The following is a 24,509-nucleotide window of genomic DNA, read 5'->3' on the forward strand; positions in this document are numbered from 1 at the left end:
AAGTGGGTCTCGGTTATCCGTCGGTCACATCAGCCGGGAGCCGGCCGGGCGGCTCCCGGCCCGGTCAGTCCTCCTCGTCGGCGGTCAGCCCGTGCTCCGCGCGGACCGCCGCCGCGTCGTCCGGGCGGCCCAGCTCGTCGAGCGACCCGGCCAACAACCAGGCAGCCCGGATGGCCGGCCGGGAGCCCGGGGGCAGCCCACCCAGCACCTCGCGCAGCAGCGGCTCGGCCTCGCCGGGGCGGCCGGCGCGCATCAGCGTCTCGCCGGTGAGCAGTTCCACCCGGGCCGCCTCGCCGAATGCCTCGATCGACCGCAACCGGGCCGGGATCCCGGCCAGCCGGTCCAGCGCCTCGTCCGGTCGGCCCGCGCCGGCCAGCACCCGGGCCGCCACCTCGGCGGCCAGCGCCACCTCGTACGTCACCACCGGCGGCGGCTCCGGCTGACCGGACAGTGCGCTCGCGAGCCCGTCGCAGACCTCCACCGCGCTGACGGCCGCCGGCACGTCGCCCGCCCAGGAGAGCGCGTCCGCCTCCCGACGGCGGGCGCGTAGCTCGTCGACCGGCGCGCCGGCCAGCCGGTACGCCGTCGCCGCCTCGGCGAACCGCTGCCCGGCCAGCGCGTCCCGGTCGGCGTCGTAGAGCAGGCCACCGGCCTCCTCCAGCACCTGCGCCCGGCGCGGCAGGTTGTCCGGCCCGTCGAGGTTGCGGGCCAGCAGGTCCAGCAGGGCCAGCGCCGGTTCCAGCTCGCCCAGGTCGACGTAGATCCCGACCAGCAGGTGTCGGCAGCGGTCCGCCTCGGCCTGCGCCCCGAGCCGGTCCAGCCCGAGCACCGCCTCCTCGGCCACCTCGGCCGCCTCCGCGGGCCGCCCGGCGACCCGGTACGCGTTCGCCAGCTCCCAGCGCAGGAAGGCGTCCCCGTCGGCGCCCTGCTCCACGCAGAGGGTGACCGCCTCGGCGAAGTCCTCCACCGCCTCGGCCGCCCGCTCCGCCGCCAGCAGCGCCCGGGCCCGGAACACCCGGACCGGGAGCCGGGCGCCGGGCGGTGCGGTACGCAGCGCCTCGTCGCAGGCCGCCACCGTCTCGGCGGGGTCGTCCGCCGCCCGGGCGTACGCGAGCGCGGCGGCCGTGACCAGCTCGTCGACGCCCACCTCCCGGGCGAGCCGGCGGGCCTGCCCGGCCGCCGCCCGGAACTCCTCCGGCCGCTCCAGCTCCTCCAGCACGTGCGCGCGGTGCAGCGCAGCCCGGGCGGCCAGCCACGGATCGTCGTACTCCTCGGCGGCGGCCCGGTCGGCGGCGGCCAGCGCCTCCGCCCAGCGTCCGAGGTGCGCCAGCGCCAGGGCGAGCCGGTCGTGCGCGGCGGCCCGCTCCCGGGCGTCGCCGTGCGCGGCGAGGAAGGTGGCGGCCTCCCGGACCAGCGCCAGTCCCTCCTCGGCCTCCCCGGTCATGCAGAGCAGCACCCCGAGCCGGCCGGCCACCACCTGCGCCCGGACCGGGTCGCCCAGCTCCCGGTACGCGGCCAGCGCCGCCCGGTTCGCGTCCCGCGCCGCCTCCGGGCCGGCGGTGTGGGTCAGCTCGCCCGCCCGCAGCTCCAGCCGGCGCGCCGATCTCCGGGGCGACGCCTCGGCCGCGCCGCATCGCTCGTCGTACGCCGCCAGGACGGCGGTGAGCCCCGACCGACGGTGGGTGCGCAGGCACTCGTCGGCAAGGTCGAGCAGCTCGTCGGCGGTGGCGTCGGCCGGGACGGTCGGCTCCTCGGCCGGGGGTGCCGCCGGCTGCGGGGGGCGGGCCGGGTCGGCCGGGCTGCGGCGCAGGCTGGCCGAGAGCGGCAGGTGCTCCCCGGCGGGCCCGGTGGCCAGCCGGCGGGCGATCCACTCCGACTGGTACGAGGTGCCGTTGCGGGCATCGAACCGGGCGGCCAGCGCCGTCGCCGTGTCGGTCAGCTCGACGGCCAGGGCGGCGGCCGACACCTCGCCCGCCGGCCGGTCCCCGGCCGCCCGCCGGTGCAGCGTGACGTCCCCGGCCCCGGCGGCCCGACGCAGCGCGGCGGCGGCGGTGGCCGCGAAGTGCATCGCGGCGGCCGGGGTGGGTGCCCGGTCCAGCCAGTCCAGGTGCCGCTCGACGATCTCGACGGCCCGGGCCTCGTTGCCGGTCAGCGTGCAGAACTCGACGTGGTCCCCGATGTCCCACAGGTCCGACAGGTTGCCCCGCAGCCGCCGGTACGCCTCCCGGTGCGCGTTCCGGGCCGCGTCGCCCCGCCCCGTGCGCAGGTACGGCACGAGCAGCGCGGTGAGGATCGCCTGCGGCTGCTCCGTACAGGTCAGCCGACCGGCGAGGACCGGCTCGGCCAGCGCCACCGCCTCGTCGTGCCGGCCGACGTGGGCGAGGTGGGCGACCTGGGTGGTGGGGTCGCAGCCGGCGCAGTCGGACAGCTCGTCGCGCGGGGCGGTCAGCCACTCCCGGTACCACCGCTCGGCGGCCCCGGCGTCGCCCACGTGGTCGGCGACCAGGTAGCGGTGCTTGTGCACGGCCTGGAGGCTGTGCCCGGCGTCCCGGTACCGGCGCTCCATGTCGTCGAGCACCGCGTACGTGCGGTCCAGCGGCAGCTCGGGGAACTTCAGCATGGCGTTGACCATGTACTTGAAGTGCCAGAGGAGCTGGTGGGCGTAGCCCTGGTGGTACGGCTGCGGGTCCCGGTCGAACTCGGCCAGGCACCAGGAGAAGGTGACGAAGGACTTGGCCGGTTCACCGCCGTAGACGTACCCGGTGGTGGCCTGCATCCGGGCGGCGAACGCCAGGTGCCGGTCGTCGCCGGTGTCGGCCCGGCGCAGCAACTGTTCCAGGGCGGCCGTCCGCCCGGCCCCGTACGGCATACCGGTGGTCTCGTGCAGCATCCGCCACAGGTCGTCCTCGCTCATCGCGGCCTCACTCCCGTCCCGGTACGGCCCGGCCGAGCAGGCCGAGGAAGGAACTGTTCAGCAACGCGGCGTCGGCCGCGCGGATGGGATGGTGCCCGAGCAGCAGGGCCTGTCCGTACAGCGCCTCGACGGCGAGCCCGACCAGCTCCGGGTCGTCGAGGGTGGTGACCCGGCGGACCAGCGGGTTGCGGTGGTTGAGCACGAGCTGCGGGCGGTCCGGCGGGGCGGACGCGGCGAGCGCGTCGAGCACCCCGCCCCACAGCTCGTCGGCCCGGTCCCGGGTCGCGGCGAGCTGGTCGTTGAACGCCGCCGACCGGCTGACCAGGTAGAGCGCCGGCAGCGACACCGGGTCGTACGCCCGCACCACCACCTCGCAGCCGAGCCGCTCCAGGGCCCGCTGCGCCCCGGCGAGGAACGGCCGCAGGGCCAGCTCCACCTGCGGGTCGAGGGCGTCGAAGCGGGTGGTCAGGTCGCTGGGCTCCAGCCGCTCGATGAGCACCGACCGGTCCACCGCCGGCAGCCGCTCGATCAGCTCGGTGTCGTACGTGTAGCCGGCGTTGACCACGGCCAGGTCCTGCGCGGCGGCGACCGCGGCGAGCTGGCGGAACTCGTCCAGGCTGGCGGCGTACCGGATCAGGCCGTGCCGCTGGCGGAACTCCGCCAGGGTGAGCGTGCCGACGTTGGTGTCCATCGGCCACCACTGGTCGACCAGGCGGAGCATCTCGTCGTCGTGCAGGGCGAGCGCCTTGACCCCGAGGTGGTGCACCTGGAGGAACTCGGCGAGCCGGCGCGGATCGTGCCGGGCCAGCCGGACCAGCCAGCCGCGCACCTGCTCGCCGAGCGCCTCCCGGGTCGCGGTCAGCAGGGTGTCCTCGTAGAGGGCCTCGCGGCTGGCGGTGGGGCGCAGCTCGCTGGCGTCCACCACGCAGTGGGCGAAGAACGCCCAGTCGGGCAGCAGCCCGTCGGCGTGCTCGGTGAGCAGCATCCGCTTCAGGTACACCCGGTGGCCGGCGCGGGCGGCCGGGTTCACCGGGGTGGGCAGGACGAACGCGACACCGGTCAGCCCGGCCTCCGGCACCGACAGCGGCACCACGTCGAACGGGTCGACGCCGAGGAGCTGCCGGGCGTACCGGAGCAGGGCCGGGCGGTCGACGGGCGCGCCGGGTGCGGTCGGCCAGGGCGGGTCCCCGGCGGTGGTGACCACGTTGCCGACCCGGACGGTGACCGGCAGCAGCGACCCGTAGAGCCGGGCCAGGTCGGTGACCGTCGCGGTGCCGAACCACTGGTCGGCGTCGCGGCGCGGCACCAGGGTCACGGTCGTCCCCGGCTCGGCCCGCCGCTGCCCGGCCGGGGCGGTCGCCACGGCGTACCGGCCGTCGGCGTACCCGGTCCAGAGCACGGTCGGCTGGTCGGCGTGCCGGGTGACCACCCGGATCTCGTCGGCGACCAGGAAGCAGGAGAGCAGCCCGATGCCGAACTGGCCGAGGAACTCGTGCCGGGAGAAGCCCAGCTCGTCCCGCTTCGAGCTGCGGCCGATGGTGGCCAGCAGCTCGTGCACCTGCGCCTCGGTGAGCCCGATGCCGGTGTCGTGCACCCGCAGCGTGCCGTCGCCGGTCAGCTCGGGCGGCTCGATCCGGACCAGCGCCGGGGCGTCGGGCTCCGTGGCCCGGCGCGCGGTGATCGCGTCCACCGCGTTCTGCAGAAGCTCACGGACGTAGACCCGTGGGCTGCCGTAGAGATGATGACTGAGCAGGTCGACCACGCCTCGGAGGTCGACCTGGAAGGTGCGGTCCACGCCTGCTGCTCCCCGGTCCGGTGCCGGCGCTCACCGTACCGGTGACCACCAACGGCCGGCTGCCCCCGTCCGCCGTGGCTCGACCCTCGACCAGGTGGAGCCCGCAGAGCCGGCCGGATGACCTACCACCCACCCCACCCAGCGCCGAACCCCGGACAGCCGACCGGACGACCCCTAGCCTGGAGGCCGGGGGCGAGAGGCAGGCCCGGAGGCGGCCGGGGAGCGGGGCCGGCAGGCTGGCGGACGGAGGGCCACGTGGTCGACGACGGAGCGGGTGGGCGTCCGCTGCTGCTGGCAGCGGTCCTGCTCGGCGGGGCCGGCATCTTCGACGTGCTGGGCGGCGTCGGCGAGCTGACCGGCGACCTGTACGTCTCGATCGAGGGCGGCGGGATGTACCACTACGACATCACCGGCTGGGCGTGGCTGCACCTCGCGGCCGGGGCACTGGCGGCGGGGGCCGGCGTGCTCGTCCCGCTGGACCGGCGCTGGTCCGCCCGCCTCGCCCTGGTCGCCGTCGCCGCCCTCGTCGCATCGCATTTGCTGGTCCTGACATACCACCCGATCCAGACGGTGATCGTGATCGGGCTGGCCCTGGCCGCGGCCCGGCTGGTGCTGCGGCACCCGCGCCGGTCCGCAAGCTGACCATTTGGCCCTCGGCCGCAACCGGCGGATCACCGGCCCGGCAGGCAGACCTTGCCGGTGAAGGCCGGGTCCGGCTCCCGGTTCCCCCACCAGGCGGGGTTGGCCGAGATCGCCAGTGGCGGCGCCTGCCAGCCGGCACCGAGCTGCTGGACCAGCGGGTACTCGCGCCGGGTTCGGTGGATCGGCTCCCCGACGAGGAAGTTGACCAGGCGGTCCTGGACCAGCGACCGGTTCAGCAGACCCCCGTGCACGCCGGGTAGCTGGAACACCGGAATCCGGGTGTACTCCCCGGGCGGGGCCTCGGCGGCCGTGGTGGTGGGCAGGAACGCGACGATCCGGACGCCGGGCACCGGGCACATGAGGTGGTTGCGGTAGAACGGCGCGTCGTCGAGCAGCGACCGGATGAAGGGCTGATCTGGGCCGTCGCCCGGCCCGGTGGCGAGGCTGACCAGCCCGAAGATGGCTCGAAGCTGGAATCCGGTGACAACGCCGTACCCGTGGCGCTCGCCGGCAGGCGGGTAGTACGCCCGGCCGGCGTTGATCAGCGGGCTGAACATCACCAGCGTGTCGACCACCGGATGGGGCCGCCGGGCGAGGTAGGTGCGGGCCACGAGCGCGCCCTCGCTCTCGCCGATCAGCGCGATCCGCCGGCCGGTACGGCGGTGCAGGCGGTCCACCTGCTCCTCGAGCAGCCCGACGCTCTCCGTCACCGAGATGGTCGTGTCCTGTGCGCCGTACGGCAGGGGCTTCCCGTCGGGGCCCAGCCCCCGGTAGGAGAACATCTCCACCCTCGGGTCGGACGGCTGCTCGCCCCCGTAGTCGGAGGCGTAGCCGGCAAGGATGATCACTGCCTGGGGCACCTCGGGCGGCAGGGGCCGGCCGAGCACCACGCTCTCGATCCGCTGCTGGCCGCCGGGCACCACCTCCACCAACCACGGGATCAGCAGCGGCACGGCGAGCGCCAGCAGGGCCACGAGCGGCGTCACCGGCACCCGGGCCCACCGCACCCGGGGCGCGAGGAGAGCCGCCCGCACCGTCCGGTTCCACAGCAGCCCGTTCGCCACGCCCGCCGCGGTCGCCACCGGCACCGTCCACCAACGCGGCACGCTCCACGCCAGCGCGCCGGCCACCGTGAGCACCACGAAGTTCAGCAGCGACCAGCCCACCAGGGCGGTCGAGGGCAGCCCTCGCCACCACGGACCGACCACGGCGGTCCGTTGCAGGAACGGCGCGAGCAGGAACATCGGCAGCAGGGACGCGAGCAGCACCCAGGACAGCGCCACCACGGACGCGGCCACCGAGACCACCGCCCACGGCGCGACGAGGACCGTGATCACCATGGCGAGACCGACGTTGCGCCGCAGCAACCAGCGCACCGGCGGGCGCCGCACCCCAACCGGCCAGGCCAGCACCACCAGCCCGGTGGTGTACACCCCCCGGCTCAGCACCACGAGGCACAGCCAGAACAGGAACTCGGGCCAGGAGTCGTGGTAGACGAACAGCCACCTCAGGTCGTGGTACGTGTCGTACGGCCAGACGGAGGTGTTCTGGGGCGCGAGCCCTTCGGCGGCCACGAAGTTCATCGAGACGAGGACGATGGCCTCGATCGTCGGGGGCAGGGCGGCCATCACCAGCAGCCCGACGGACCTCCGGTCCAGGGTCAGCACTCCGCCTCCTCGCCGCCGCCCGTCTGCTCTCCCCTCGCAGACTCCACCGGATGCGGGCCCGATGTCGGGGCATCCGGCACATTGGCCGCCCACAGGGCCGGACGCGGCCACGACCCGGCCGTCGCAGACGAGGCGTCAGCACGACACCGGATGTCGGCACGACACCCGTGCCGGCCGGATCCGGCACCGGACTGCCCAACCATTTCCGGGTCGCCGAGCGTCTGCCTGGTGACGGGCGCGGGCGCCCCGGCCGGGGAGGAGGGACGCATGGGACCGACGACGGCTGATGACAACCGGGCCAGCTACGTGGCCTTCGTCGAGTCCCACCAGCTCCGGCTGCTCCGCTCGGCGTACCTGATCTGCGGGAATCAGCACCAGGCCGAGGACCTCCTCCAGGATGCGCTGCTCAAGCTCGCCCTGCGCTGGCCATCGGTGCGGGAGGGCGATCCGGCCGCGTACGTCCGGGCCATCCTCTACCGCGACGCCGTGTCGTGGTGGCGGCGCCGCCGCCGGGAACGGCTCAGCGAGTACCCGCCCGAGCAGCTGACCCGCGACCGCGACGGGGCGCTGCGGCTCGCGCTGCACGACGCGCTGGGACGATTGCCGCCACGCCAGCGGGCCGTCCTCGTGCTGCGCTACTTCGAGGACCTGACCGAGACGAGCACCGCCGAGGTGCTCGGCGTCACCGTCGGCACCGTCAAGAGCCAGTGCCATGCGGGCCTGCGCCGGTTGCGCGAGGTGGCTCCGGAACTCGGCCGGGACGACGACCTGGACAACGGATTGGCGGTGAACCCGTGAACGAACAGGAGTTGCGCCGCCTGTTGACCGTCGCCGCCGAGGACGTGCGGCCGACCCGCCCGGCGGTGCACGCATGGCAACGGGCCGGCCGGACCCGGCGCACCCGGCGCGCCGTCGGCGCCGTCGCCCTGGCCGTCGTCCTGGTCACCAGCGGGACGCTGCTGGCCCTGCGGCCCTCCGTCCAGCCGGCACCGGCGGCTTCCGTGTCTCCGGGTCCGGACACCGCACCGGTCCGACGGATGCCGGCCGACCTGACCTACCCGGGCGACCCGCTCGGCCGGATCGGTGACCCTGCCACCCTGTTGCTCTCCAGCAGCCCGGTACGCCGGGCGCTGGCGCTCTACCAGCCGGTCAACGCGGACACCGGCGCCGAGGGGCGGATCCGGGTGCTCGGCGACGACGGCCTGGTACGCACCCTCGACGTGGTCACCCCGGCCCGGACCCGGGACGCCGCTGGCAACGAGGCGGTGCCGCTCAAGACCGGGAGCCTCTCCCCGGACGGCCGGTTCGCGGCGTTCGCGCAGACCGGCGCGGTGCTGGTGGTCGACCTGACCACCGCCGCCGTCCGGCAACTGCCGCTCGCCGGCTACCTGGAGCACGTGGCCTGGTCGGACGGCCGGCTGCTGGTCGGCGACGAGAGGAACACCTACCTGGTCGATCCCGGTTCCGGCAAGGCCGACAGGATCGCCGTCTCGCCCTGGGACCTGGTGACCCCGGATCCCGCCGTCGCGACGGGGACGCTCATCGAGGTCGGCGGCGTCCGGGACCAGCTCTCCCTGCGCAGCAGGTCGATGCCGGACGGCACGGTACGAACGCGGCACCCGGTCCGCAGCGCGGAGGCCGTGCGCCCGTACCAGGTCATCGAGTTCTACGGCCGTGGCTGGCAGCAGGGCGAACTGGTGGCCCGGTCCGGATGGATCACCGACGGTCGCGAGGAGGGAGCCGAGGGGGTGGCCGTGCTGGACAGCCGGACGGGCATGGTGACCCACCTGCTCAGCCTGGGCCGGGACCGGTGGAAGGGCTGCTGTGAGGTGCAGGGCTGGGAACCTGACGGGGACGTGGTGCTCCGGATGCAGCCCGGCGGGCTGGTCCGCTGGCGGCCCCGCACCGGCGAGGTGACCGGGGTGGTCCGGGAGTTGGCCGGGGTCGTCTCGCTGGCCGGCTGAGAACCGCCCGTCCCGCGCGCCACGGCAGCGGGCGCGCGGGGCGGCGACGGGAGGTCAGCCGGCGAGGCCGCCCGGCTGGTCGCCCCTCACGACGGGGGCCCGGACCAGGTTGCCCCACTCGGTCCACGAGCCGTCGTAGTTGCGCACCTGCGGGTACCCGAGCAGGTGGCGCAGCACGAACCAGGTGTGGCTGGACCGTTCCCCGATCCGGCAGTACGCCACCACGTCGTCGGCCGGGCTCAACCCGAGCTGGTCGCGATAGATGGCGCGCAGTTCGTCGGCGGACCGGAAGGTCCCGTCGTCGTTCGCGGCGGACTTCCAGGGCTTGTTCACCGCGCCCGGGATGTGCCCGCCGCGCAGCGCGCCCTCCTGCGGGTAGTCCGGCATGTGCAGCATCTCGCCGGTGTACTCGCCCGGCGAGCGGACGTCGACCAGCGGCCGGCCGGCGGCCACGTGCGCCATCACCTGCTCCCGGTACGCCCGGATCGGCGCGTCGTCGCGCAGCGGCACCGGATACTCGGCGCGGGGCCGGGTCACCCTGTCCCGGGTCAGCTCGCGCCCCTCGGCGGCCCACTTCTGCCGGCCGCCGTCGAGCAGCCGCACGTCGGCGTGCCCGAAGAGGGAGAAGACCCAGAGCGCGTACGCGGCCCACCAGTTGAAGTTGTCGCCGTAGAAGACGACGGTGTCGTCGCGGCCGATGCCCTTGGCGGCACACAGCTCGGCGAAGCTCCTGGCGTCCAGGTAGTCCCGGGTCACCTGGTCGTTCAGCTCGGTGTGCCAGTCGACCTTCACGGCACCCGGGATGTGCCCGGTGTCGTAGAGCAGCACGTCCTCGTCGGACTCGACCACCACCAGCCCCTCGTCGCCCAGGTGCTCGGCCAACCACTCGGTGGTGACCAGCCGCTGCGGGTCGGCGTACGACTGGAGGCGGGGGTTCGGATCACTCGACACAGGCATGAGCCCCAAGTTACGCCGGGTTCCCGTCCGTCCGCCCGGCATCGGCGCGGCGGTACACCAGCCGGCCGGCCACCACCGTGGCGAGGCAGCTCCCGTCGTCGGCGAAGACGGCCAGGTCGGCGCGTTCGCCGACGTCCAGCGCCGGCGTCCGTACCCGGTCGAGGACCGCGACGTCGCCACGGATCGCCGCCGTCCGCAGCTCCGGGTCCGTGAGGTGTGCGGCCGGCACCGCCGCCGCCCCGGCCCGGAACAGGGCGTGCACCCGCTCGCGCGGGGTGGGGGCGGCCGGCAGCGGCGCGTCGTGCACCAGCGCCGGCCCGAGGGTCCCGGCCCACCGCCGCACCCGCACCCCCGGGTACGCCGCCAGCAGCTCGGCCAGCGGTGCGACCGCCCCGATCCGGTGCCCGGTCACCAGCACGGCGTGGCCGGGCAGCGGTCGGTCGTCGAGGGTACGGCGCAGCAGCGGCGCGGCGTGCAGGGTGGACATGTCAGTCGGTGACGGGCCCGAGTTGGGGGCGCTTCGCGGTGACCGTGTCGCCGGACGACCGGCCGGTCAGCCGACGCTTGATCCACGGGGCCAGGTGCTGCCCGGCCCAGCGCAGGTCGGCGGCGCGGGCGGCCAGCCAGGGCGTCGGCGCCGGGTGCGGCGGGACCAGCAGCCAGTCCTCGTCGCAGCCGACACCGAGCGCGGTGAGCACCTGCCCGGCGACCCGCCGGTGCCCGGCCGGGGACAGGTGCAGCCGGTCGGTGCTCCACAGCATCGGATTGAGGAAGGTGTCGTCGGCGTACAGGTCGACCAGGATCGCGCCGTGCCGCTGCGCGGTCTCGCCGACGGCACGGTTGAGCAGATCGACCCGGGGGGCGACCAGCCGCTGCCCGGGCAGCCGGGCCATCACGTCGGCGAACCGGAACAGCACCACGTCCGCGCCGCCGGAGCGCAGCCGCCCCACCACGTCGTCGAAGCGCTCCACCAGGGCGTTCGGGTCGAAGGTACGGCGCAACACGTCGTTGCCGCCAGCGGCGAAGCTGATCAGGTCGGGCTTCATCGCCAGCGCGGCGGGCACCTGCTCGGCCACGACGTTGGGGAAGAGCCGACCCCGGATCGCCAGGTTCGCGTACCGGAAGTCGGGGCCGGCCCCGGCGGCGAGCCGGGTGGCCACCAGGTCCGCCCAGCCGCGGTAGGTGCCGTCCGGGTACGCGTCGTCCATGCCCTCGGTGAAGCTGTCCCCCACCGCCACGAAGCTGCGCCAGCGCACCGCACCCTCCCACGTGTGTCCTCGGATCGCCCTGCGCCGATCAGTCTGGCACCGCCGGCGGGGCCCGACACACCGGACCCGGGGCCGACGTGTCCCATCTCCCAGGGCTGGATCACCGATGGCTCGTCGGAGGGTCGACCGCCCCTCTCCGGTACGGCCCCCAAGCGACGAAGCGCTCGAACAGCTCCCGTGGCGTCGGGCCGTCGTGCGGGTTCAACCGGAACAGGCACCACCAGGTTGACGGTCGCGTGTCTCTTCCGAGCGAGCGTGGCCGGCGTGACCGATGAATCGCCCACCGCCTGAATTGGATCGCCTTCTCTCCCGCGCCGGTCGTACGCTGCGCTGATGCTGCTGCGCACGTCGACCCTGCTGCTCCGGACCCTGCGCGAGGATCCGGCGGACGCGGAGGTGCCGAGCCACCGGCTCCTGCTGCGCGCCGGCTACGTCCGCCGCGCCGCCCCGGGCGGCTACACCTGGCTGCCGCTGGGCAAGCTGGTGCTCGACCGGGTGACCGAGGTGGTCCGGCGGGAGATGACCGCGATCGGCGACCAGGAGGTGCACTTCCCGGCGCTGCTGCCGGCCGAGCCCTACCGCACCAGCGGACGGTGGACGGAGTACGGCGACGACATCTTCACCCTGGCCGACCGGAGAGGCGCCGAGCACCTGCTCGCCCCGACCCACGAGGAACTGGCCGCGCTGCTGGTGAAGGACCTGTTCACCTCGTACCGGGACTTCCCGGTGACGCTGTTCCAGATTCAGACGAAGTTCCGCGACGAGGCGCGCCCCCGGGCCGGGCTGTTGCGCGGGCGCGAGTTCCTGATGAAGGACGCGTACTCGTTCGACCTGGACGACGTGGGTCTCCGGGCGGCGTACGAGCGGCACCGCGCGGCGTACCGGCGGATCTTCGACCGGCTGGGGCTCGACCACACGGTGGTGCACGCGACGTCGGGGGCGATGGGCGGGTCGGCGTCGGAGGAGTTCCTGGCCGCCACGCCGGTGGGCGAGGACACCTTCGTCGGCTGCACCGCCTGCGACCACGCCGCCAACACCGAGGCGGTCGTCACCCGGGCCCCGGCCGGCGGCGACCCCGACGCGCAGCCGGCGGCGGCCGTGCACGACACCCCGGAGACCCCGACGATCGCCGCGCTGGTCGAGCTGGCCAACGCCCGCCGCCTCGCCGGTCGCACCGACTGGACGGCCGCAGACACCCTGAAGAACGTCGTGCTGACCGTCCACCGGCCGGGCGCGGACGAGGCCGAGCTGCTGGTGGTCGGGCTGCCCGGCGACCGCGAGGTGGACCTGAGGCGGGTCGGGGCGGCGCTCGCCCCGGCCACCGTGGCGGTCTTCGACGGCTGGGCCGACCACCCGGAGCTGGTGCGCGGGTACATCGGCCCGCAACTGCTCGGCAAGCTGGGGATCCGGTACCTGGTCGACCCCCGGGTGGTCGCCGGCACCGCCTGGCTGACCGGCGCGAACGAGCCGAACCGGCACGCCACCGACGTGGTGTGCGGGCGGGACTTCATCCCGGACGGCACGATCGAGGCGGCCGAGGTGCTCCCGGGCGACCCGTGCCCGGCCTGCGACGCCGGCACCCTGACGATGCGGCGCGGGATCGAGGTCGGGCACATCTTCCAGCTCGGCCGGCGGTACACCGACGCGTTCGCCGTCGACGTGCTCGGCCCGGCCGGCAAGCCGGTCCGCCCCACCATGGGCTGCTACGGGATCGGGGTGTCCCGGGCGGTCGCCGCGATCGCCGAACAGCACCACGACGAGCGGGGGCTGGTCTGGCCGGCGGCGGTCGCACCGTGCGACGTACACCTGGTGGCGGCGGGGAAGGGGCCGCAGCTCGACGCGGCGCTCGACCTCGGCGAGCGGCTGGCCGCCGCGGGCCTGCGGGTGCTGGTCGACGACCGCACCCACGTCTCGGCCGGGGTGAAGTTCACCGACGCCGAGCTGATCGGCATCCCGCGCGCCGTCGTGGTCGGCCGCCGCCTCGCCGACGGGTACGTCGAGCTGCGCGACCGGGCCACCGGCGCGCGGACCGAGCTGCCGGTGGACGGACTCGTCGACCGGCTGCGGGACGAGGTGCCACGCATTCGGGGCGACAAGGTGTGACGACGGCCGAACTGGGTACCGGTTTCCGAATCGGCACAGGTGCGCATTCGGAGGCTTTCATGACCGGTTACCGGGTCAGCGACGTGATGACCAAGCAGGTGGTCTACCTGTCCGCGGAGACCACCCTGGACGAGGCGGCCAGGGTGATGAAGGAGTCGGACATCGGCGACGTGGTGGTCACCGACGGCGCCAGCCTCGCCGGCATGCTGACCGACCGCGACATCGTGGTCCGGGCGGTGGCCGAGCGCAGCGACCCGGCCAGCACCACCATCGGCTCGATCATCACCCGGGAGGTGGTGATGATCGAGCAGCACTCGACCGCCGGGGAGGCGGCCTCGCTGATGCGCGAGCGCGGCGTCCGCCGCATCCTCGTCTGCGACAACGAGCGCAAGCTCGTCGGCATCGTCTCCCTCGGCGACCTCGCCATGCAGCTCGACCCCAGCTCCGCCCTCAGCGACATCAGCGAGCAGGCCCCGGCCAGTTGACGGGCGCGCCCCTCCCGACGCCTCCGCGAGCGGAGGGGCCACCTGACCACGCCGGTAACCTGACGGGATGCCCGAGATGCCGACCAAGCTGGCCGAGATCGTCGACGAGTTCGCCGCCGCGCCCCGCGACGTGGTGCTGGAGATGCTGCTGGAGTACGCCGACGTCATCCCGCCGCTGCCCGAGGAGCTGGCCGGCCGGGAGGGCATGGAACAGGTCCCCGAGTGCCAGACGGCGTTCTTCCTGCGCGCCGAGGTCGCGCCGGACGGCACGGTGACCACCTGGTTCGACTGCCCGCCGGAGGCGCCGACCACCCGCGCCTTCGCGGGCATCCTCGGCGAGGGGTTGGCCGGGGCGAGCGCCGCGGAGGTGCTCGCCGTGCCGGACGACCTCTACCAGCGGATGGGGCTGGCCCAGGCGATCAGCCCACTGCGGGTCCGGGGCGGCACGGCGATCCTGGCCCGACTCAAGCGCCAGGTCCGGGAGCAGGTCGCCGCCTGACGCCGCGAAACCCGACCCCGAGCCCGGCGCGGGCTCGACCGACCCGGCGCGGGTCGTCGACGGGCCTGGTCGGCCAAGTCGGTGGTGGCGCCGGGGCGACCCGGCCGGCCCGTTTCCCGTCACATCCGGGAACAGCCGCGCCGGTCGGCGGGTTGTCCCCGGTCATGGAGATCGAGATCTACGCCGACGTGGCCTGCCCCTGGTGCTACATCGGCAAGCGCCGGCTGGAGCAGGCCCTGGAGTCGTACGACGGTGCGGTGACGATCCGGTACCGGCCGTTCCAGCTCGACCCGTCGCCGGTGCCGGCCCCGCAGCCGCTCGTGACGGGGCTGGCCGCGAAGTTCGGCAGCCGGGAACGGGTCGAGCAGATGTTCAGCCACGTGACCGGCGTCGCGGCGGACGCGGGGCTGCGGCTGGACTTCGACCGGGCGGTCACCGCCAACACGTTCGACGCCCACCGGCTCGTCCGGTACGCCACCGGACAGGGCCTCGCCGCCGAGACCGTGGACGCCCTGTACCGGGCCCACTTCACCGACGGCGTGGACGTCGGGTCGCGGGCGGAGCTGGCCCGGCTCGCCGCCGGAGTCGGGCTCGACGAGGCCGAGGTGCGGGCCCACCTCGACTCCGGGGAGGGGTCGGCGGAGGTCGCCGCCGAGCTGGCCGCCGCCCGGGAGTTGGGCGTCACCAGTGTCCCGACGTTCGTGCTGGCCGGGAAGTACGCGGTCACCGGGGCGCAGGAGCCGCAGACCCTGCTGGCCGCCCTGGCCGAGGTGGAGCAGCGCGAGGCGAGCGCCCGCTGACCATCGAAGATCACGATGTTTCACGTGCAACAACATCGACATAGTTGAAGCTCACGCCGGTCTGGCCAGGCCCTCCACCACCCGCGCGCCGGGCAGCGCGCCGAGGGCCGGCCCCGGCAGGGCGATCTTGCTGTGCCGCACGCCCGAGCCGATGATGACGTGCGGGGCGGCGATCACCCGCGCGTCCACCAGGATCGGCCAGTCCTCGGGCAGCCCGATCGGGGTGATCCCGCCGTACTGCATCCCGGTCGCCGCGACCGCGTCGGCCATCGGGGCGAAGCTCGCCTTACGCACGTCGAGCGTCCGGCGGGCCACCCCGTTCACGTCGACACGCGTCGTGGCGAGCACGACGCAGGCGGCGTACCGCACCTCGCCCTCGCGCCGGCCCGCGACCACCACGCAGTTCGCCGACACGTCCAGCCCCACCTCGTACGCGGCGCAGAACGCGGCGGTGTCGGCGAGGTCGGCGTCGATCGGCGCGACCAGCACGTCGTCGACGTCCACCGGCGCGTCAGCGGACCACCGCCCGATCGCGGCGGCCACCGGAGGCGCCAGCAGGTCCAGGCGGGTACGGGCGGGCTCGGTCTTCAGCGTCCCCATCACGGGTGGATCCTCGCACCCCGCCATCCCACGCGCTCGCGGCGGCCCGTCGTGGGTCGGCCCGGCCCCGTGCCCGGGCCGACCCACGGGACCCGCTCCGCCCCGATCGGAACGGGCGACCCGTCAGCCGTTGGCGACGAACGGGTTGTCTCGGACGAACGTCCGGTCCCCGGCGGCGGCGACCTCCTCGGCACGGAGCAGGCCGGGCCGGCGGGCCTCCAGATCCTCGAAGGCGTGCCGGACGGCGATCCGGATCACCCCGTAGAGGAACACGAATCCGCAGACGTAGAGAATCACGGTGGTGACGAGAACCAGCATGAGGTCACCGTAGGCAGCCGGCGAACGAGTGGACCGCTCACCTCCGGCCGGTTCCCCCGTACGTGTCGGCCAGGTGGTCGGCCCAGCTCCGGGTGCCCGTCGGGGCCGCCCGGGTGGTGAGCGCACCGGAGCGCAGGGCCCGCCCGAGCCGCCCCGGAACGCGCACGGGCAACAGCGGGCGGCGCGATCCCCGAGCGGTACGCCACGCCTCCACCGCCGCGTCGAAGCGCAGCGCCTGCGGGCCGCCGTACTCCTCGATGCCCTCCAGCGGACCGGCGGCGAGCCGCCCGGAGAGCCGGGCGGCCACCTCGCCCGCGTCGACCGGCTGGGCGAGCACCGCCCGGTCGCCGATCACCGGGCCGAGCCGGCCCGCCAGGGCCAGCAGGTCGTCGAGGAAGGGGTGGAACTGGGTGGCCCGCAGCACCGACCAGGGCACCGGCCCGGCGGCGACCACCCGCTCGGCGGCCAGCTTGTGCCGGTAGTACGGGAACGGCACCCGGTCCACCCCGACGATCGAGACGTAGAGCAGGTGGCCGACCCCGGCCCGGCCGGCCGCGACAGCCAGCCGACGGGTGCCGAGCACGTCGACCTGGTGGGTGCGTCGCCCGCCGCCCGGCGTGGAGGCCAGGTGCAGGACGGCTGCCACCCCGGCCACCGCGTCGGGCAGCCCCTCGCCGGTGGCCAGGTCCCCCGTCACCCACTCCGCGGCCTGGTCGCCGTGCGGCCGGCGGCTCATCGCCCGCACGACGAAACCGTCTTCTCGCAGCCGCGGTAGCACCGCCCGCCCGAGCGCACCCGACGCCCCGGTCACCAGCACCTTCATGGCACCTCCCTCGCGGAGCCCTCGCGGGGCGTCCACCCTCCCGACGAGCCGGCCGGCCGAATCGTGACGATGTCGGTCCGCGCCGGCGGCCCGAGGACCGCGCGGGTGGTCGGGGAGCGGCGGCGGGAGCGGTTCCGTCAGCCGGCCGGCCGGGCCGGGGCCGGAACCACCCGGCCGGCGAGCAGGACGCCCACCGCGGCCAGGGCGGCGGCGACCACGAGGACGGCGGTGTAGCTGCCCGGGCCCGGCACCGCCCCGACCGCGAGCACCGCGCCGGTCAGCGCCAGCACCGCCGCCGCGAACAGCGAGTCGCCAAGTTGCAGGGAGGAGCTGTTGCGCCCCTGCTCGCCGGGGGCCGACAGCTCCAGGGTGAGCACCGACAGCGACGGGTACAGCAGCCCCATCCCGAGCCCGGCGACGGCCCAGCCGAGCACGCCGACCGGCAGCGGCACCGCCGGCCACACCGCGAGCGCCACCGTGGCCGTCCCGACGGCGATGCAGACCAGTCCGGCCCGCACGAGGGTGGCCGGCGAACGGGGCACGGGCAGCCGCACCCGGCCCCCGCTCACCGGGGCGCTGCCCGGCGCGGGCAGCCGGCCCTGCAACCAGGACCCGGCCGACCAGGAGAGCGCCCCGACGGTGAGCATCAGGCCCGCCTCGGTCGGCGACAGCCCGCGCTCCCGGGAGAGCATCAGCGGGATCACCACCTCCGCGCTGGCGAACGCGGCGGAGGCCAGCCCGCGCAGCCCGATCACCGTCGGCAGGCCCCGGCCGGCGCGCAGGAAACCGGCCGGCAGCAGACGCGGGGCGCAACACAGCAGTCCGGCGAGCGCCGCTGCCACCAGTCCGACCGCCGCGGCGCCGCGCTGCTGCCCCCCGTAGTGCAGCAACGCGGCGCTCACCCCCGCCCCGCAGGCCCAGCCGACCCGGGCCGCCGCGCCGGAGGCCAGCCGGACGGCGGGCGAGACGACGGTCCGCAGGCCCGGCTGGACCAGCAGCACCGCCGGCACCGCCACCGCCGGCACCGCCAGGAAGACCCAGCGCCAGCCGAGGTGCTCGACCACCAGACCGGCCAGCGCCGGCCCGACCAACGACGGTACGACCCAGGCCGCCGCGAACGCGGCGAAGATCCGCCGGTGCAGCACCTCCGGGTACGCCCGCCCGACCACCACGTACAGCGCCACCGAGAGCAGGCCGGAGCCGAAACCCTGCACCAGCCGGCCCACCACCAGCACGCCCATCGCCGACGCGGTGCCGGCGAGCAGGAGCCCGACGACGAACCACGCCACCCCGTGCCACACCGGTGCCCGGGGACCCCGCGCGTCGCACCAGATGCCGGAGACCACCATGGCCACCACGCCGGAGGCGAAGGGACCGCCGAACGCCAGCCCGTACCAGGACAGCCCGTCGAGGCTGCGGGCCACTGTGGGCATCGCGGTGCCGACGGCGAGCGCCTCGAACGCGATCAGCGAGACCAGGGCCACCACGCCCACCGTCATGGCCCGCAGGCGCGGGGCGAACAGGCGGTCCGGCGCGACCGGGCCCGCGACCGCGGCGGTCATCGGCGACCGGCCGATCCGGGCACCCGGACCGGGCCCCGCGCCGAGGCGTCCCGAGTGCGGCGACGGCCACCGGCTGGCCGGTCCCGGCCCGCCGCCGACCTGAACAGTTCCCACGACATGCGCCCAGCCTCCGACTTGAACCCGGATTGAGGTCAAGGCGGAGGTGCCGGCCCCGGCGGGTCGACCCGGTTCTCGGCCGCGCTGTCTCGGCCGCGCCACGCGGCGACCTCGACCGGGTTCATCCGCGCTCCGGTCCATGCCCCGCGCCGGCGGAAACTTCCCGGACGGCCAGGGCATGACCGGCGTACGGGCGGGAAGGCAGCGCGCCGGGACCGAGCGTGGGAGGCGAAATGGGGCACGGCGGGGACAACGGCGGCACCGGAAGACCGGGCCGGCCACTATCCGGCCGTACCGCTCGATGATGTCGCTGGGCCGGGTCGCCGGCCGCCTCCTGCCGTCGGTGGCCGTGCCCCACCTCCTCGGCGACGCGTCCCGGGCCGTCCCGCACCTGGTCGGCGACGCATCGCGTACCGCCAGCACCGCCGCGGCCCGACTGGCCCGGCTGACGGGCCTGACCCGGCGCCGGGTCTGGTCCCGGCCCGGGCGGCACCACATCGAGGTGCACGGCGTCTGCCAGGACGGCGGCGACCGGCTCGCCCGCCAGGTGGAGCGGGAGCTGGAGCGGCAACCCGGCGTGTGCTGGGCCAGGGTCAACGCCCCCTCCGGCCGGGTGGTGGTTGCGGTCCGGGAGCCGGAGCCGAGACTACGCGACCTGATCGCCACGGTCGCCCGGTGCGAACGCACCTGCGAGCACGAGCCGGACCCGGAGATCCCCCCACCGCACCCGCCGGAGGAGGGGCCACGCACCCCACGCACCCTCGGCGCGCTCGCCTCGGACGCGCTCGGCCTGACCCTTTCGGCGGCCACCCGGATCCTGCCGTTCGCCCCGGTCCCCGGCGAGGTGGCCGGGGTGCTCACCGCCGTCGACCTGCACCCGAAGCTGCACGCCCTGGCCGGTCGGGGGCTACGCGCCGACCCCCGCGCCGACGTGCTCTTCCCGCTCGCCGAGGCGGTCGTGCAGGGACTGACCGGCGGCTGGGCCGGGATCGTGCTGGACGGCGCCCAGCGGATCGTGCAGTGGGGCGAGGCGCACGCCCAGCTCGCGGCCTGGACGAAGGCCGAACCCCGGCTCACCGGCGACCCGGACCGGGCCGTCGCCCGGGTGCCCACGGCCGGGCGGCCGAACCCGAAGCCGGACGGCCCCGTCGAGCGGTTCATCAACCGGATGCTGGCTGCGGGCGCGGCGGCCGGCGCGGCGGCGGTGCCGGTGGTCGGCCGCAAGCGAGCCGCCGCGGTGGCGCTGTCCAGCCTGCCCAAGGCCCCGGGCAGCGGGCGCGAGGGGTACGCGGCCCAGCTCGGCCGGATGCTCGCCCGGCGCGGAGTGATCGCCATGGACGGCAGTGTGCTGCGCGAGCTGGACCGGATCGACACGGTGGTGCTGGACGCGGCGGTGCTCGGCTCGGACCGGGGGGTGCTGGCCGACCTGGCCCCGCTGTCCGGGGCGGACACCGGACAGGTGGCGGCCCGCGCCTTCGCCCTCTTCGACCCGGCCGCGCCCGACCGGGTGCGGGAGGCGGACGGGTGGCGGCTCGGCCCGCTGGACGAGCTCGACGCCACCGACCCGGGCGACACCGACGACAGCCGGCGGATGCGGGCGGACGGAGGCACCCTGCTCGGCCTCGCGGAGGGGGATCGCCTGGCCGCCCTGCTCCAGGTGGAGCCCGAACCCGCCCCGGCCGTGGACGCGTTGCCGACCGCCGCCCGGCTCGCCGGCCTGCGCCTGGTGGTGGCCGGCGACGACGACGGCCGGTACACCTTCGCCGACGCCGTGCTGCCCGGCGGTGCCCGGATCGCCGAGACCGTCCGCCGGTTGCAGCGCGACGGCGCGGTGGTGATGCTGCTCTCCGCCGACCGGGCGGCGCTGGGCGCGTCCGACTGCGGGCTGGGGCTGGCCGGCCCGGATGACCTGCCGCCCTGGGGCGCGCACCTGCTGGTCGGCGCCGACCTGCGGATCGCCGCGCTGATCATCGAGGCTGCCGGGGTGGCCCGCCGGATGACCGAACAGAACATCCGGCTGTCGCTGGCCGGCACCGGCCTGGGCGCGCTGGGGGCGTTCACAGCCGACCCCCGACGGCTGCCGAGACGGTCGCTGGATGCCGTCAACGGGGCCGCCGCCCTGGCCTTCCTGCACGGGGTGTGGCGGGCGGGCCGGCTGTCCGACCGCGCCGATTCCCCGGTCCCGGCCGTGACCGCCTGGCACCTCATGCCGGCCGACGCCGTGCTCCGCCAGCTCGACACCGACGGCGACGGCCTGGACTCCGCCGAGGCGGAGCGCCGCTCCGGCGGCGAGACCGGAGAGGGGCCCGGCCCGTCCGGGCTGCTCCGCACCTTCGTCGACGAGCTGGCCAACCCGCTCACGCCGGTGCTGGCCGCCGGCGCGGTCCTCTCCGCGAGCTTCGGCTCACTGGTCGACGCGGCCCTGGTCGGTGGGGTGGTGGGCGGATCGGCCCTGGTCGGGGCGGTGCACCAGCGCAACACCGAACGGTCGCTGGCGGAGCTGCTGTCCCGCTCGGCGGTCACCGCCCGGATCCGCCGGGACGGCGAGGAACGGCTGGTGCCCGCCGACGTACTGGTCCCGGGCGACGTGATCGTGCTCGGGCCCGGCGACGCCGTACCGGCGGACTGCCGGGTGCTGGCGACGGACGGCCTGGAAGCCGACGAGTCGTCGCTGACCGGCGAGTCGCTGCCGGTGGGGAAGACCGCCGACCCGGTGGTCGCCGCCGCCGTCGCCGACCGGCGCTCCATGCTGTACGAGGGCACCACGATCGCCACCGGGCACGGGACCGCCGTGGTGGTGGCCACCGGCGTGGGCACCGAGGCCGGGCGGAGCCTGGCGCTGGCCCAGCAGTCGCCGCCGGCCAGCGGGGTGGAGGCCCGCCTCGGCCGGCTGACGAGCACGGCGATCCCGCTGGCCGCCGGATCGGCGGTGGCGGTGGCCGGGGCGGGACTGCTGCGCGGCGTACCCCTGGCGGAGACGGCGGCGACCGCCGCGAACCTGGCCGTGGCGTCGGTGCCGGAGGGGCTGCCGTTCCTGGTCAGCGCTGCCCAGCTCGCCGCGGCCAGACGGCTGGCCGAGCACGGCGCGCTGGTCCGCAATCCGCGCACGATCGAGGCGCTGGGCCGCGTCGACGTGCTCTGCTTCGACAAGACCGGCACCCTCACCGAGGGCCAGTTGCTGCTCGCCGGGGTGGGCGACGGCAGCGGCACCCGGTACGCCCCGCCGGAGCGGCTGGACGATCCGCTGCGGCTGACCCTGGCCGCCGCGCTGCGGGCCACCCCGGCCGGCGATCCGGACGAGCTGCCGCAGCAGACCGACCGGGCGGTCCGCCGGGGGGCCGGGGCGGCAGGGGTCGACGAGCGCGCCGGCGCGGACGGCTGGCAGGCGGCCGGGGGCCTGCCGTTCGAGCCGTCCCGCGGCTACCACGCCACGGTCGGCAGAACCGGTGACGGCCTGCTGCTCAGCGTCAAGGGCGCGCCGGAGACCGTGGTGCCGCGGTGCGCCGACCGGCGCACCGCCGACGGTGGCGACCGACCGCTGGACGACGCCGGCCGGGACGAGCTGCACCGGATGCTCGCCGACCGGGCCGGCGCCGGGCACCGCATCCTGGCCGTCGCCGAGCGGCGGGTAGCCGGGGAGTCGATCACCGACGAGGAGGTCGACGACCTGGTCTTCGTCGGCTTCCTGGCGCTCGCCGACGGGGTACGCAAGTCGGCCGCGCCCGCCGTCCGCCGGATCCGGCAGGCCGGGGTGCACACCATCATGATCACCGGGGACCATCCGGCGACGGCCTCGGCGATCGCGTCGACCATCAGCCCCGACCACGGCGAGCAGCGGGTGGCCACCGGCACGGAGCTGGACCGGCTCGACGACGACGCGCTCGCCGAGCGGCTCACCCGCACCGACGTGGTGGCCCGCTGCACTCCCGCCCACAAGGTCCGAATCATCCAGGCGTTGCAGAAGTGCGGCCGGACCGTGGCGATGACCGGGGACGGGGCCAACGACGCCCCGGCGATCCGGCTGGCCGACGTCGGCATCGCCCTCGGCCAGCGCGGCACCCCCGCCGCCCGGGCCGCCGCCGACCTGGTGGTGACCGACGACCGGCTGGAGACGATCATCGCCACCCTGGTCGAGGGGCGGGCCATGTGGTCGTCGGTCCGGCACGCGCTGAGCATCCTGGTCGGCGGCAACCTCGGCGAGATCGCGTTCAGCGTGCTGAGCGCGGCCAGCACCGGCCGTTCGGCGCTCACCGGGCGGCAACTGCTCCTGGTCAACCTGCTCACCGACCTCGCGCCCGCGATGGCCATCGCGGTTCGGCCGCCCGCCTCCGACCACGCCGACCACCTGCTGCGGGAGGGCCCGGACAGCTCGCTCGGCGAGACCCTCAACCGGGAGATCGCGCTACGCGCGGCGTCCACGACGCTGGGCGCAACGGTGGGCTGGACGCTCGCCCGGTACACCGGACGGCAGCGCCGGGCCGGTACGGTCGCGCTGGCCTCGCTGATCGGCACCCAGCTCGGGCAGACCGTGCTCGCCGGCGGGACCAGCCCAGCGGTGCTCGCCTCGACCGCCGCGTCGATCGGGGTGCTGGTCCTCGTGGTACAGACCCCCGGGGTCAGCCAGTTCTTCGGCTGTACCCCGCTCGGGCCGGTCGGCTGGGGCATCGCCACCGGCTCGGCGCTCGGTGCCACCCTCGCCAACGGCGCCCTCACCCGCCTGCTCAACGCCGGGGCGGACACCCCGGCCAACCCCGGGGCGGACACCCCGGCCGAGGCCGGGAACGACGCCCCGGCCGGCACCGGGGAGGATGCCCCGGAAGACACCGGGGAGGATGCTGCGCGCGTCAGCCGCCCTGGTGCCAGGTCGCAGCCGCCCGACCCAGCCGGTCGTTGATCGCCCGGCCCACGCCGGTGTCCGGGACCCGCTCGGCGACGATCTCGGTCACCCCGGTCGCGTCGAGCCGGTGCAACGCGTCGAAGAGCCGGGCCGCCGCCACCGTCAGGTCCCCCGCCGGGGACAGCACCTCTACCGCCGCCCAGTCGCCGCCCGCCGGGAACTCCCGGAAGGCGAGCAGCCCTCGCCGGCCGCCGTCGCCGGCCGCCGACTCCGCCGCCCCGACCACCCGCAACGGGGTACGCGGGGCGTAGTGCGCGGCCAACGTACCGGGCGCCACCGGCTGACCGGAACTGCCCGGCCGTACGGTCACCGGACCGACCGCCTCGACCAGGGCCTCCACCGGCAGCGCGCCGAGCCGGAGCACCACCGGGCGTTCGCCCCGGGCGTCCACGATGGTGGACTCGATGCCGCACCGGGTCGGCCCGCCGTCGAGCACCACGTCCACCGCCGCGCCCAGCCCGGCCACCACGTGCTCGGCCCGGGTGGGGCTGAGCTGGCCGAACCGGTTGGCGCTGGGCGCGGCCACCGGCACCCCGGCCGCGGCGATCAACGCCCGGGCGGACGGCTCGTCCGGCACCCGGACGGCCATCGTCTCCAGCCCTGACGTGACGATCGGCGGGATCGCGGCGGGCCGGTCCACGATCAACGTCAGCGGACCCGGCCAGAACCGCTCGGCCAGCGCCGCCACCGCCGCCGGCACCCGCCGCACCAGCCCGGTCAGGTCGGCCGCGTCGGCCAGGTGGGTGATCAGCGGGTCGAAGCTCGGCCGCTGCTTCGCTTCGAATATCCGGGCCGCCGCGCGGGCGTCGAGGGCGTTGGCACCCAGCCCGTAGACGGTCTCGGTGGGGAACGCCACCAGCCCCCCGGCGCGCAGGACGGAGGCGGCTTCGGCGATGCCACCCTCGGCGGACAGGAGTCGCGGGGTTCCGGTGCTCACGCCCCGACGCTAACCTGCCCGTTCCGAGGGCGCGGCCGGTGGGGGCGTGGCCAGGCAACCAGCACCGGGGCGACGCCAGGTGACGGGCCGGCCGGCTCCCCCCTGCGCGTCCTTTCTCGGAGCCAGGCTCCGGCGGCGGTCCGTTTCTGACAGCGCCGCAG

19 protein-coding genes are annotated in these 24,509 nt (G+C 75.6%); 8 read left to right on the forward strand and 11 right to left on the reverse strand.

Annotated features, from left to right (window positions below; genetic code table 11):
* Positions 1 to 64: 64 nt before the first annotated feature.
* Positions 65 to 2,914 carry a hypothetical protein gene (locus C5N14_RS33950; protein WP_117668087.1) on the reverse strand — a complete coding sequence of 950 codons (2,850 nt, stop codon included), beginning with the start codon at positions 2,912 to 2,914 and terminating at the stop codon, positions 65 to 67.
* A gap of 7 nt (positions 2,915 to 2,921) precedes the next feature.
* Positions 2,922 to 4,709 carry an HSP90 family protein gene (locus tag C5N14_RS11560; protein ID WP_117668088.1) on the reverse strand — a complete coding sequence of 596 codons (1,788 nt, stop codon included), beginning with the start codon at positions 4,707 to 4,709 and terminating at the stop codon, positions 2,922 to 2,924.
* Between the two features lie 255 nt (positions 4,710 to 4,964).
* Here C5N14_RS11560 and C5N14_RS11565 point away from each other — a divergent pair, with 255 nt between their 5' ends.
* Positions 4,965 to 5,351, forward strand: coding sequence for a hypothetical protein (locus C5N14_RS11565; protein ID WP_117668089.1), 387 nt, complete (start codon positions 4,965 to 4,967; stop codon positions 5,349 to 5,351).
* A gap of 29 nt (positions 5,352 to 5,380) precedes the next feature.
* Here C5N14_RS11565 and C5N14_RS11570 read toward each other — a convergent pair whose 3' ends face one another.
* A complete protein-coding gene (locus C5N14_RS11570; RefSeq protein WP_243639457.1) occupies positions 5,381 to 7,018 on the reverse strand; it encodes a triacylglycerol lipase in 1,638 nt (545 codons plus the stop codon).
* A gap of 267 nt (positions 7,019 to 7,285) precedes the next feature.
* Between C5N14_RS11570 and C5N14_RS11575 the strand changes: the two genes are divergently transcribed.
* Entirely contained in the window at positions 7,286 to 7,816 is a 531-nt protein-coding gene (locus tag C5N14_RS11575; protein WP_117668090.1) for a SigE family RNA polymerase sigma factor, read from the forward strand.
* A complete protein-coding gene (locus C5N14_RS11580; RefSeq protein WP_117668091.1) occupies positions 7,813 to 8,982 on the forward strand; it encodes a hypothetical protein in 1,170 nt (389 codons plus the stop codon). The genes C5N14_RS11575 and C5N14_RS11580 overlap by 4 nt, the downstream gene beginning before the upstream one ends.
* 54 nt (positions 8,983 to 9,036) lie before the next feature.
* Here C5N14_RS11580 and C5N14_RS11585 read toward each other — a convergent pair whose 3' ends face one another.
* Genes C5N14_RS11585 through C5N14_RS11595 form a run of 3 tightly spaced genes read right to left on the reverse strand, consistent with a single transcriptional unit; the run spans position 9,037 to position 11,195 of the window.
* Positions 9,037 to 9,939: a sulfurtransferase gene (locus C5N14_RS11585; RefSeq protein ID WP_117668120.1), complete on the reverse strand. Its 903-nt coding sequence runs from the start codon at positions 9,937 to 9,939 to the stop codon at positions 9,037 to 9,039.
* Positions 9,940 to 9,949: 10 nt separating this feature from the next.
* On the reverse strand, positions 9,950 to 10,426 hold the full coding sequence (locus tag C5N14_RS11590) for a hypothetical protein (RefSeq protein ID WP_117668092.1): 477 nt from the start codon (positions 10,424 to 10,426) through the stop codon (positions 9,950 to 9,952).
* Between the two features lies 1 nt (position 10,427).
* Complete coding sequence (locus C5N14_RS11595; protein WP_117668093.1) at positions 10,428 to 11,195, reverse strand: SGNH/GDSL hydrolase family protein; 768 nt, start codon at positions 11,193 to 11,195, stop codon at positions 10,428 to 10,430.
* 345 nt (positions 11,196 to 11,540) lie between these two features.
* Here C5N14_RS11595 and C5N14_RS11600 point away from each other — a divergent pair, with 345 nt between their 5' ends.
* The 4 genes from C5N14_RS11600 to C5N14_RS11615 all read left to right on the forward strand — a co-directional run bounded on the left by C5N14_RS11600 (position 11,541) and on the right by C5N14_RS11615 (position 15,094).
* Complete coding sequence (locus C5N14_RS11600) at positions 11,541 to 13,310, forward strand: proline--tRNA ligase (RefSeq protein ID WP_117668094.1); 1,770 nt, start codon at positions 11,541 to 11,543, stop codon at positions 13,308 to 13,310.
* A 59-nt stretch (positions 13,311 to 13,369) separates the two neighbouring features.
* The gene (locus C5N14_RS11605) at positions 13,370 to 13,795 is read left to right on the forward strand and encodes a CBS domain-containing protein (protein WP_117668095.1); all 426 of its coding nucleotides are present in this window, start codon (positions 13,370 to 13,372) and stop codon (positions 13,793 to 13,795) included.
* A gap of 67 nt (positions 13,796 to 13,862) precedes the next feature.
* A complete protein-coding gene (locus C5N14_RS11610; protein WP_117668096.1) occupies positions 13,863 to 14,294 on the forward strand; it encodes a SufE family protein in 432 nt (143 codons plus the stop codon).
* A gap of 164 nt (positions 14,295 to 14,458) precedes the next feature.
* Complete coding sequence (locus tag C5N14_RS11615) at positions 14,459 to 15,094, forward strand: DsbA family protein (RefSeq protein WP_117668097.1); 636 nt, start codon at positions 14,459 to 14,461, stop codon at positions 15,092 to 15,094.
* A 51-nt stretch (positions 15,095 to 15,145) separates the two neighbouring features.
* On the opposite strand, the gene C5N14_RS11620 is transcribed toward C5N14_RS11615, so the two are convergent.
* The 4 genes from C5N14_RS11620 to C5N14_RS11635 all read right to left on the reverse strand — a co-directional run bounded on the left by C5N14_RS11620 (position 15,146) and on the right by C5N14_RS11635 (position 18,397).
* Complete coding sequence (locus C5N14_RS11620; RefSeq protein ID WP_117668098.1) at positions 15,146 to 15,694, reverse strand: YbaK/EbsC family protein; 549 nt, start codon at positions 15,692 to 15,694, stop codon at positions 15,146 to 15,148.
* Positions 15,695 to 15,817: 123 nt separating this feature from the next.
* Positions 15,818 to 16,012, reverse strand: a complete 195-nt coding sequence (locus tag C5N14_RS11625; protein ID WP_117668099.1) for a hypothetical protein — start codon at positions 16,010 to 16,012, stop codon at positions 15,818 to 15,820.
* Between the two features lie 37 nt (positions 16,013 to 16,049).
* Positions 16,050 to 16,835 (reverse strand): SDR family oxidoreductase, encoded by a 786-nt coding sequence (locus C5N14_RS11630; protein WP_117668100.1) that lies wholly within the window; start codon positions 16,833 to 16,835, stop codon positions 16,050 to 16,052.
* Between the two features lie 137 nt (positions 16,836 to 16,972).
* Complete coding sequence (locus C5N14_RS11635) at positions 16,973 to 18,397, reverse strand: MFS transporter (protein ID WP_117668101.1); 1,425 nt, start codon at positions 18,395 to 18,397, stop codon at positions 16,973 to 16,975.
* Between the two features lie 418 nt (positions 18,398 to 18,815).
* Between C5N14_RS11635 and C5N14_RS11640 the strand changes: the two genes are divergently transcribed.
* Complete coding sequence (locus C5N14_RS11640; protein WP_117668102.1) at positions 18,816 to 23,408, forward strand: cation-translocating P-type ATPase; 4,593 nt, start codon at positions 18,816 to 18,818, stop codon at positions 23,406 to 23,408.
* Here C5N14_RS11640 and C5N14_RS11645 read toward each other — a convergent pair.
* Complete coding sequence (locus C5N14_RS11645) at positions 23,359 to 24,324, reverse strand: L-threonylcarbamoyladenylate synthase (protein WP_117668121.1); 966 nt, start codon at positions 24,322 to 24,324, stop codon at positions 23,359 to 23,361. The two genes, C5N14_RS11640 and C5N14_RS11645, sit on opposite strands and share 50 nt — an antisense overlap.
* Between the last annotated feature and the right edge of the window lie 185 nt (positions 24,325 to 24,509).

It is taken from the genome of Micromonospora sp. MW-13 (assembly GCF_003434305.1).
In the GTDB taxonomy this organism is placed as follows: Bacteria; Actinomycetota; Actinomycetes; order Mycobacteriales; family Micromonosporaceae; genus Micromonospora.